We start from the raw sequence: 9784 nt of genomic DNA, 5'->3' as shown, positions 1-9784 counted from the left end.
GTTACCGATATGTGGCGCGAACTGTTGGGGTTGGCATTTTTGATGTCACTCAATCCGGTGCTGCTTGGCCTGATTTTGGTGGTCATCTCCCGGCCTCGCCCGGTGCAGAACCTCTTGGCCTTCTGGGTTGGTGCACTGATCGTGAATGTGCCGTCCTTCCTTGTCGCGCTTTTCGCACTGCATCTCGTCCCGAGTTTTGCGTCCTTCGCGAAGAATCTCGCGACGGCGGACCCGGGCTCCTCGGTCAAGCCTCTCCAGTTGGGCACAGGTGTGTTGTGCATTGTGCTGGCCGTTGTGATCGCCGTGCGGCTTCGGTCGCGCAAGAGAGAGAATCAGCCTGTGGCCGCAGGCGGGGGCGGGGATTCATCGGTTTTGGTCCTCGATCCAGAGACGCCGACCGCCGAACCCCAGTCTGTCGGCCGCATCAGAAGTGCCATCAGCGTTGTGGTGTCGAAGTTTCGACGTCTTTTCCACCATGGCAAGGGCGCCTGGGAAAACGGCGCGCTGTGGGTCGCCCTGGTCCTCGGCATTGGATACATGCCGCCGCCCCCGCTGGTGCTCCTCGTCGACACCATCATCGTCGGCTCGGGAACGTCCATGGGTACGCAGATTCTGGCTGCCATCGTGTTCGTCTTCGCGATGCTCGCCGTTTTCGAGGTGGCCCTCATCAGCTACGTGATCGCCCCGGCGAGGACTCAAGCCGTGCTGGAACCGGTTCACAATTGGGCCCTTGCCCACCGGCAGCTGGTGCTTCTCATTCTTTTCGCGGTGGTCGGGGTCTGGCAGGTGCTTACCGGCGTAGGCATCGTCTAGCTGCCCCGGAACGTCTTTCGGTAGTGGGTGGGACTCATGCCGAATCCGCGGCGCAGGTGATGCCGCAGATTCGCGGCCGAGCCCAGGCCCGACCTTCGCGCCACCTCATCCACGGCAAGATCGTGCGATTCCAGGAGCGCCCGGGCGCGTTCGACGCGCTGCTGCCGCACCCAATCACCGGGTGAGAGTCCGGTCTCGTCGCGGAAACGCCGATTGAAGGTTCGCATGCTCATTCGGGAATGGTCGGCCAGCTGCCGCACCGTCAACGGTTCGGTGAGGTTTTCCAGTGCCCAGCTGCGAGCGGATGCCGTTGAATTCCCGGTGCATTCGGGAAGCGGGCGGTCGATGAACTGTGCCTGGCCGCCTTCCCGCCATGGCGGCACCACGCAATACCGCGCGACGGCGTTGGCGGCCGCCGTGCCGTGATCTCGTCGAATAATGTGCAGGCACAGGTCGATTCCCGAGGCCAGCCCCGCCGACGTCAGCACGTCGCCGTCGTCGACGAACAGGACCGCCTCATCGAGCAGCACCCGTGGATATAGGGCACGAAAATCGTCTGCCTTGTGCCAATGGGTGGTAGCGCGGCGCCCGTCAAGCAGTCCCGCGGCAGCCAGCACGAAGGCTCCGGTGCAGATGGAGACGATGCGCGTGCCCGGGCGGATGGTGTCGAATGCGGCGCGGAGTTCCTCGGTCAACTCGCCCCGAAGGCGCGCCGGCGGATACCTGGTGCCGGGGATGATGACGGTGTCCGCGCGATGTAACGCAGACGGCCCCTCCTCGGGGGTGATCGTGTATCCCGAGGTGGTCTTGACTGGGGCACAGGACAATCCGCAGGTGATGACCCGGTAGTGGTCGGCACCGGCCTGACCGAACATCAGCGAGGGGATGGTCGCGTCGAAGCCGACCAGAGGTTCGAGCATCAAGACGGCCACCGTGTGTGCCATGGCATGATCTTCACACCTATTGGCATTTATGCCAATTGTGGGTCGAGCCGGTATCGGTCAGCCTGGGCAGATGACGCAGTCTCCGGTGCCCAAAACCTCCAAAACCCTCAGCCGCCGCCGGCTGCACCCTGCCTGGACCATCGCCGCGGTGGCATTTGTCGCGGTGCTTGCCGCGGCCGGATTCCGATCGGTCCCAGGCGTTCTGATGGATCCGCTGCACGCAGAGTTCGGGTGGTCGCACGGCACCATTGGGCTGGCGATGTCGATCAACATGACGCTGTTCGGGCTCACTGCACCATTCGCGGCCGCGTTGATGGATAAGTTCGGAGTGCGTTCGGTGCTGGCGGCGGCGCTCCTGTTGATCGCTACGGGCACCTTCCTGAGCGCGTTCATGGATTCGTCTTGGCAGCTTTTACTGCTCTGGGGTGTGCTGGTGGGCGTCGGCACCGGATCGATCTCGATGGGATTCGTGGCCACCATCGCAACGAGGTGGTTCGTCGCGCGCCGTGGATTGGTCACCGGCGTTTTGACCGCCGCCAGCGCCACCGGGCAGCTCATCTTCTTGCCGCTGGTGGCGGTGGTGGCCGGCGCCTACGGCTGGCGGTGGGCCGCGGTGATCGTGGCTGTGTCGGCACTTTCCGTGGTTCTGCCGGTCGTGCTGTTCATGCGAAACCGACCGGCGGATAAGGAAGTTGGCCCCTACGGTGCCGACACTGACGAGTCGGGGGCCGCATCCGGTGGTTTCGGTGCGGCGTTCGAGGGACTGCTCATCGGAGCGCGACAACCGGTCTTCTGGCTATTGGCAGGCAGTTTCGCGATATGCGGTATGACCACCAACGGATTGATCGGCACACACTTCATTCCCGCGGCGCACGATCACGGGATGCCGACGACCATGGCCGCAAGCCTGCTGGCGCTGATCGGGATCTTCGATGTCGCGGGAACGGTGTTCTCCGGATGGCTCACCGACCGGGTCGATGCGCGTGTCCTGCTGGGCATCTACTACTTCGGGCGTGGCCTATCGCTGATGTTGTTGCCGGCGTTGCTTTCTGCGCGTGCTGAGCCGTCTACCTGGGTGTTCATCATCTTCTATGGGCTGGATTGGGTGGCCACCGTGCCACCGACCATCGCGCTGTGTCGAAGTTACTTCGGGGATCGCACCCCCGTGGTGTTCGGCTGGGTTTTTGCCTCGCACCAGCTCGGTGCGGCCATCGCAGCAGCAGGTGCGGGATGGCTGCGCGATCAGGAGGGCAACTATGACAACGCTTTTCGGGTCGCCGCTGGACTCTGCGTCATTGCGGCGGTGATGTGTCTATGCGTGCGGGAACGATCGTCAGCTGATGAGCATGTCGAGGTAGATCAGGTTGACGCTGATATGAATGGCTATCGGAGCCCAGATGTTTCGGTATCGGCTCCACAGATAGCCCTGCATCACGCCGAACGTTCCCTGAACCGCCACGATGGTCGCGAGGTCCACGGCCAAGGTGGTGGCGTGGACGTGTGAGGCGAGATGCATGGCGGCAAAGAGCACTGACGCGGTGGCGATGGCCGGCCAGCGGCCCACCAACGACTCCAGCCGGGTCTGTACAAAGCCCCGGTAGAAGACCTCCTCGAGCACGCCTGCGGTCAGCAATGTGATCAGCGATGCCACCGCCACGGTGACGGGGTCGGGCAGGCCGGCCAGTGCGCTGGCCGGTGGCGCGAGAGGGCCGAGTCGGGCGAGTGCGATCCATGCGACAACCGGAACGATCGGCGCCAGCGTGCGGGTGCGGTCCAGGTGGGTTCTCCATCGAGCCTTGGGGCCGTCTCCGCGGAGCATCCGAAAGGCCAACAGGGGGATCACGAGAAACATCAGCACCTTGATGGAGCTGTACACGGCATCACGCGGTATCCCCGCGGTCGTCGCCGTGATGATCAGGGCGGGGAATGCGAGGGCCGCTCCCGCCAGTACCCACGCCTCACGGATGAGGCGCCCCCGATCGATGTCGGCAAGCGGGTCGATCGCCGGCAGATGCGCCGGTACCAGGCGCGTGAGCAGCAGCACGGTCAAGGTTGAGGCCAGCGGCATCCACAGCGGATAAGGGCCGGCCGCTTCATCGGAGGAGAATCGGACCAGGGTGTGTCCGGTGAGCGCGAGTCCGCCGATGGCGATGACGAACAACAGGCCGGCGGCCGTGAGAAGACCTCGGCCGACCCGGTAGTTACCTTCCGGCCGCGTGGCTACCACCAGGTGATCGTATGGCCCAGCGGAGAGCACGCTGCGTGAACGAGCCGTCAAGAATGCGAGATCAACTGGCCCTCAATCGAATACGCCGCAACACGCTGTCGATTTTTGGCCGGTTTCGGTTGTGGGACCATGGATTGCGAAGAATGCGCGGTTGACGCAGTCTCCGTCGTGCCGGGAGCCGGCGTGACTTCGCGAAAGGACCGAACCGTGAGTGTGGAAGCCAGCACCGGCCTCGACAAGGACATGATGCCCGTTCCGCACGCGCATCCTCACGTCTACGAGGGGCGTTGGCCCGTTCGCATCGCCGACGTCGACTCCGGCGGGCGTCTACGGCTGGATGGGGCCGCTCGGCATATCCAGGACATCGGCCAAGATCACCTGCGGGGCGTGGAGGCCGAGGACAGCCACCCGCACTGGATAGTCCGCCGCACCATGATCGACGTGATCAAGCCGATTGAGTTCAGGGAGGCGCTGTGGCTGCGCCGCTGGTGTTCGGCCACTTCTAATCGGTGGTGCCAAATGCGGGTGCGGGTGGATGGCAGAGCGGGCGGCCTTATCGAGTCCGAGGCGTTCTGGATTCACGTCAGCCGCGAGACCCAGGGTCCGGCGCGTATCGAAGACGACTTCCTGGCCACCGTCGCGTCCACCACGGAGGTGGACCGGTTGCGGTGGAAGCCCTACAACAAGCCCGGTAACCGTGAGACGGCGACCGATGTCCGGGACTTCCCGGTGCGCTTCACCGATATGGACCTGTTCGACCACATGAATAACTCCGTTTACTGGAGCATCGTCGAGGATCACCTCTCGCGGAATCCGGAGCTGCTGTCGGGCCCCTATCGGGTGAGCCTCGAGCACGACTCCGCGGTTTCGCTGGGAGACAAGCTCGAGATCATCACCAACGTCTACGAGGACGGAACCGAGCTTGGCGTCCCCGGTCGCAGTGTTACAACGCTCACATATGTCGTTGGCGACGAAGTGAAGGCTCTCGCATCGATATTCGCTCGATAACTAGACGCGGTGTCGACGGTTTAACAGTACGAGCGTTCTGAACAGGGGATTGTTGGTTACCGATCGGTAGCAACAGTACGGGCGTACGATTAGCCGCTTCGCAAGGTTAGCAAAAGCCCGTGAATACCTAGCGAAAATTGGCATTGGGAACGGGTGGACCTGCGCATATGGTCTGTGACATCGTCGTAACAGTCAACGCAGTGAACGTGCCTGGGCGTTAACAATCTGTCTGCGACAGCCTAACGCCAGAGCAAGTAAGGAGCACCAATGTCGAACGTCGGTAAGCCGCGCACCGCGGCTGAAATCCAGCAGGACTGGGACACCAACCCCCGCTGGAAGGGCATCACCCGCGACTACACCGCCGCTCAGGTCGAGGAGCTGCAGGGCAGCGTCGTCGAAGAGCACACCCTGGCCCGTCGTGGCGCCGAGATCCTGTGGGACGCCGTCACCAAGGACGACGACTCGTACATCAACGCGCTGGGCGCGCTGACCGGCAACATGGCCGTGCAGCAGGTCCGTGCCGGCCTCAAGGCCATCTACCTGTCGGGTTGGCAGGTTGCCGGTGACGCCAACCTCTCCGGCCACACCTACCCAGACCAGAGCCTGTACCCGGCCAACTCGGTGCCGGCCGTGGTTCGCCGCATCAACAACGCCCTGCTGCGTGCCGACGAGATCGCCCGCGTCGAGGGTGACACCAGCGTCGACAACTGGCTGGTGCCGATCGTCGCCGACGGTGAAGCCGGTTTCGGTGGCGCCCTGAACGTCTACGAGCTGCAGAAGGCCATGATCGCCGCGGGTGCCGCCGGTACCCACTGGGAGGACCAGCTGGCCTCGGAGAAGAAGTGCGGCCACCTCGGTGGCAAGGTGCTGATCCCCACCCAGCAGCACATCCGCACCCTGACCTCCGCGCGCCTGGCCGCTGACGTCGCCAACACCCCGACCGTCGTCATCGCCCGTACCGACGCCGAGGCCGCCACCCTCATCACCTCCGATGTGGACGACCGCGACAAGCCGTTCGTCACCGGTGAGCGCACCTCCGAGGGCTTCTACAACGTGCAGAAGGGCATCGAGCCCTGTATCGCGCGTGCCAAGGCCTACGCTCCCTACGCCGACCTCATCTGGATGGAGACCGGTGTGCCGGACCTGGAGGTCGCCCGCAAGTTCGCCGAGGCCGTCAAGGCCGACTTCCCGGACCAGCTGCTGTCCTACAACTGCAGCCCGTCCTTCAACTGGAAGCAGGCGCTGGACGACTCGACCATCGCCAAGTTCCAGAAGGAACTGGGTGCCATGGGCTTCAAGTTCCAGTTCATCACCCTGGCCGGCTTCCACGCCCTGAACTACTCGATGTTCGACCTGGCTTACGGCTACGCCCGCGAGGGCATGACCGCCTACGTCGATCTGCAGGAGCGCGAGTTCGCGGCTGAGGCTCGTGGCTACACCGCCACCAAGCACCAGCGTGAGGTCGGCGCCGGCTACTTCGACCGGATCGCCACCACCGTGGACCCGAACACCTCGACCGCGGCGCTGAAGGGCTCGACCGAAGAGGGTCAGTTCCACTAAGCAGAGCCGAGCTCTAGCCGGGCAATGCGCCCACGTCAAGACTCTCGGTGTGACCCACTGAGTTGACAGCACAGGCCCCGCCCACGTATCCCGTTGGGCGGGGCCTGTGTGCTGGAAAGTCAAAACTAACAACGATGTTCAGGGAGTAGCACGAAGATGACGGATGGAATCACGCGCGTAGGAGTTATCGGCGCCGGACAGATGGGCGCGGGTATTGCCGAGGTGTCGGCACGTGCCGGTGTCGACGTCCTGGTGTTCGAGACCACCGAGGCGCTGACGACTGCCGGTCGCGACCGCATCACCAAGTCGCTGGACCGCGGCGTCTCCGCGGGGAAGATCACCGAGCGTGAGCGCGATGCCGCCGTCGCCAACCTGAAGTTCACCACCGATCTGGCCGACTTCTCTGATCGTCAGCTGGTCATCGAGGCGGTCATCGAGGACGAGTCCATCAAATCCTCGATCTTCGCCAAGCTCGACGAGGTGATCACCGATCCCGATGCGGTTCTCGCGTCGAACACCTCCAGTATCCCGATCATGAAGATCGCTGCGGCGACCAAGAATCCAGGCCGCGTGCTGGGGCTGCACTTCTTCAACCCGGTGCCGGTCCTGCCGCTCGTCGAGCTCATCTCGACGCTGGTGACCACGCCCGAGGCAGCCGCGCGCACCGAGGCCTTCGCCAGCGAGGTGCTGGGTAAGCAGGTTGTCCGTGCCGCCGATCGCTCCGGTTTCGTGGTCAACTTCCTGCTGGTTCCCTACCTGTTGGCGGCCATCCGGATGGCCGAATCTGGTTTTGCCACAGTCGAAGACATCGACAAGGCGGTCGTGGCGGGGCTCTCGCACCCGATGGGACCGCTGCGCCTTTCGGACCTGGTGGGCCTGGACACCCTCAAACTCATCGCCGATTCGATGTACGACGAGTACAAGGAGCCGCTGTATGCGGCTCCGCCGCTGTTGCTCCGGATGGTCGAGGCCGGGCGCCTTGGCAAGAAGAGTGGCGTCGGGTTCTACGAATACAAGGCCAAGTAAGCCACCCCACAGCGCAAGGGCGCACCGTACGCACAGATCTCAGCCCGGATCGTGTGCGAACGGTGCGCCCTTGCCGTGTTTGGCGACAGCGTCGCTCTCGTCCCCTGGAAATGTCGGTGTGCCCATTTCTCTTGACCAAGATCGCCAGGGATGGTTAATTCAGACAGCAAAGTGACACGCCCCGGTATTCGCGAGCGAGGGGTTCGGGGCGCTCACTTGCTAGACCCGGGCGAATTCGCCCGCAGTGCTCCATGCTTCGCGCTCGGCCGCGTATGCCGAGCGTTGGTGATCGCGGAACTCGCCTATTGACGTCGCGTTTTGGGCAAGGAACGTTGAGTATTCGGCCATGGAGAACTCACCGTCGGTGATCGTGACGCCGCCGGCGCCGCGTCCGGTGGCAAGCTCGTCGCGCAGCTCGAGCAGCTCCTCGGAGCTCACCGGGTACCAGCTGATCTGGTCGAAGAACCGCAGCAGCCACGGCGTCCCGGGTTCGAACGCGCCGGCGTTGTCCGGGTGCCGATGGTTCCAGATCTGTACGGTCCGCCCCACCAGCTGATAACCGCCGGGTCCCTCCATGCCGTAGATGCACAGATACGCCCCGCCGATACCGACGGCGTTCTCGGGGGTCCAGGTACGCGCCGGGTTGTACTTGGTGGTCACCAGGCGATGCCGGGGATCGACGGGGGTGGCCACGGGTGCGCCCAGGTAAACATCACCCAGACCCAGCACTAGATACGACGCGTCGTACACCGTGCGATAGACATCGTCCACAGTGTCCAGGCCATTGATGCGCCTGATGAATTCGATATTCCATGGCATCCACGGGGCATCCGCGCGCACACCCAGGCGGTAGCGCTCCATGGCGTCGCGGACGGTGACGTCATCCCACGACAGAGGCATGGCCACCCGGCGGCTGGGCACTACCAGCTCGTCGGAGGCGGGCAGATGCTCGTCGATATCGTCGAGCAGTCCCAGCACTTTGCCCATGGGCAGCCTGTCGGGATCGAAGTGCACCTGCAGCGAACGGATGCCCGGTGTCAGATCGACGATGCCGTTGGTGTGGGTGTCCTCGAGTCGCTGGTGCAATGCGTGAACGCGCGCGCGCAAGGCCAAATCCAGTGTGATGTCGCCATATTCGACCAGAATGTTGTCATCGCCGCTGCGCCGGTACGTCATATCGGGTGCGTCCTCACGCGCCGGACGGTAGGCCAGTACGCCGTCGTCGCCGTCGCCACGAGTGGAGAACACCGAGGGCCAGTGCCCACGCCGATCGATACCGATCGAGCGCAGCGACGCGCTGCGCGAGGCCTCGATTCTGACGAATCGTAGGGTGTCGCCGGCGCGCAGCTGCCCCAGCTTCCACCGGTCGGCCGAAACCACCGTGACCGGGCAGACGAACCCGCCCAGACTGGGGCCATCGGGGCCGAGCAAGATGGGGGTGTCGCCGGTGAAGTCCAGGGCGCCAATCGAATACGCGTTGTCATGGATATTCGACGGATGCAGGCCCGCCTCACCGCCATCGGTGCGCGCCCATTGAGGTTTGGGGCCGATGAGGCGCACGCCGGTGCGATCGGAGTTGAAGTGGACCTCGTAGTCGGTGGACAGCAGTTCGTCGATATCGCTGCGGGTGAAGAAGTCGGGTGCGCCGTGGGGCCCTTCGGTGACCGCGAGCTCCCAGTGATGGCCGATGGCCGGTTGTGCGGCGCCGGGAATGCATTGCGGTTCGGTGCCGTCGGAGTGGCCCAGCGGGAGGGCATCCCCGGCGGCCAGGGCACGTCCCGCTGGACCGCCGAACCCGCCGAGGGTGAAGGTGGCTGCGCTGCCCAGGAAGTGCGGCACCTCGATGCCGCCGGCAATCAGTACGTAGATCCGCATGCCGGTGTCGGCCGCGGCACCCACCGACAGCGTGCCGCCCGCGGGAACGGTGATGGCACGCCACTGGGGGACCGGCCTGCCGTTGAGGGTCACCGGTGCCGGTGCGCCAGTCACGCACACAAGCGTGTCTTCGGCGAAACGCAGCGTGGGACCCGCGAGCGTCGCCTCCAGTCCTGCGGCGCCCTCGGGGTTGCCGACGGCCTTGTTGCCGAGCCGGAACGACAGGTCGTCCATGGGGCCGGACGGTGGCACGCCCACCTGCCAGTACCCGGTGCGTCCGGGCCAGTCTTGCACCGTCGTGAGCATGCCGGGTGCTGTGACCGTCATGGTG

7 protein-coding genes and 1 pseudogene are annotated in these 9784 nt (G+C 64.4%); 5 read left to right on the top strand and 3 right to left on the bottom strand.

Annotated features, from left to right (window positions below):
• Positions 1 to 9: 9 nt before the first annotated feature.
• Entirely contained in the window at positions 10 to 813 is an 804-nt protein-coding gene (locus AOT87_RS23285; protein ID WP_057968082.1) for a GAP family protein, read from the top strand.
• On the opposite strand, the gene AOT87_RS23280 is transcribed toward AOT87_RS23285, so the two are convergent.
• Positions 810 to 1757, bottom strand: coding sequence for a helix-turn-helix domain-containing protein (locus AOT87_RS23280; RefSeq protein ID WP_057969759.1), 948 nt, complete (start codon positions 1755 to 1757; stop codon positions 810 to 812). The genes AOT87_RS23285 and AOT87_RS23280 overlap by 4 nt on opposite strands.
• 70 nt (positions 1758 to 1827) lie before the next feature.
• Between AOT87_RS23280 and AOT87_RS23275 the strand changes: the two genes are divergently transcribed.
• Positions 1828 to 3261 (top strand): MFS transporter, encoded by a 1434-nt coding sequence (locus AOT87_RS23275; RefSeq protein ID WP_234795778.1) that lies wholly within the window; start codon positions 1828 to 1830, stop codon positions 3259 to 3261.
• Here AOT87_RS23275 and AOT87_RS29440 read toward each other — a convergent pair.
• A pseudogene (locus AOT87_RS29440) lies at positions 3175 to 3576 on the bottom strand (CPBP family intramembrane glutamic endopeptidase); the annotation flags it as partial. The gene AOT87_RS23275 and the pseudogene AOT87_RS29440 overlap by 87 nt on opposite strands.
• 651 nt (positions 3577 to 4227) lie before the next feature.
• On the opposite strand from AOT87_RS29440, the gene AOT87_RS23265 reads away from it, so the two are divergent.
• The 3 genes from AOT87_RS23265 to AOT87_RS23255 all read left to right on the top strand — a co-directional run bounded on the left by AOT87_RS23265 (position 4228) and on the right by AOT87_RS23255 (position 7578).
• Positions 4228 to 4992, top strand: coding sequence for an acyl-[acyl-carrier-protein] thioesterase (locus tag AOT87_RS23265; protein WP_057969218.1), 765 nt, complete (start codon positions 4228 to 4230; stop codon positions 4990 to 4992).
• 267 nt (positions 4993 to 5259) lie between these two features.
• The gene (aceA, locus tag AOT87_RS23260) at positions 5260 to 6552 is read left to right on the top strand and encodes an isocitrate lyase (RefSeq protein ID WP_057969214.1); all 1293 of its coding nucleotides are present in this window, start codon (positions 5260 to 5262) and stop codon (positions 6550 to 6552) included.
• Between the two features lie 156 nt (positions 6553 to 6708).
• Positions 6709 to 7578, top strand: coding sequence for a 3-hydroxybutyryl-CoA dehydrogenase (locus AOT87_RS23255; protein WP_057964368.1), 870 nt, complete (start codon positions 6709 to 6711; stop codon positions 7576 to 7578).
• A gap of 219 nt (positions 7579 to 7797) precedes the next feature.
• Here AOT87_RS23255 and AOT87_RS23250 read toward each other — a convergent pair whose 3' ends face one another.
• Positions 7798 to 9780 carry a 5-oxoprolinase/urea amidolyase family protein gene (locus AOT87_RS23250; RefSeq protein WP_057969217.1) on the bottom strand — a complete coding sequence of 661 codons (1983 nt, stop codon included), beginning with the start codon at positions 9778 to 9780 and terminating at the stop codon, positions 7798 to 7800.
• Positions 9781 to 9784 lie beyond the last annotated feature (4 nt).

The organism is Mycobacteroides sp. H003 (assembly GCF_001440135.1).
Classification (GTDB): domain Bacteria; phylum Actinomycetota; class Actinomycetes; order Mycobacteriales; family Mycobacteriaceae; genus Mycobacterium; species Mycobacterium gwanakae.
This window is presented reverse-complemented; position numbering and strand designations above follow the sequence as displayed.

Coding starts and splice junctions, on each gene's coding strand:
- AOT87_RS23285 (WP_057968082.1), top strand. CDS start 10: ATGTGGCGCGAACTGTTGGGGTTGGCATTTTTGATGTCACTCAATCCG.
- AOT87_RS23280 (WP_057969759.1), bottom strand. CDS start 1,757: ATGGCACACACGGTGGCCGTCTTGATGCTCGAACCTCTGGTCGGCTTC.
- AOT87_RS23275 (WP_234795778.1), top strand. CDS start 1,828: ATGACGCAGTCTCCGGTGCCCAAAACCTCCAAAACCCTCAGCCGCCGC.
- AOT87_RS23265 (WP_057969218.1), top strand. CDS start 4,228: ATGATGCCCGTTCCGCACGCGCATCCTCACGTCTACGAGGGGCGTTGG.
- aceA (WP_057969214.1), top strand. CDS start 5,260: ATGTCGAACGTCGGTAAGCCGCGCACCGCGGCTGAAATCCAGCAGGAC.
- AOT87_RS23255 (WP_057964368.1), top strand. CDS start 6,709: ATGACGGATGGAATCACGCGCGTAGGAGTTATCGGCGCCGGACAGATG.
- AOT87_RS23250 (WP_057969217.1), bottom strand. CDS start 9,780: ATGACGGTCACAGCACCCGGCATGCTCACGACGGTGCAAGACTGGCCC.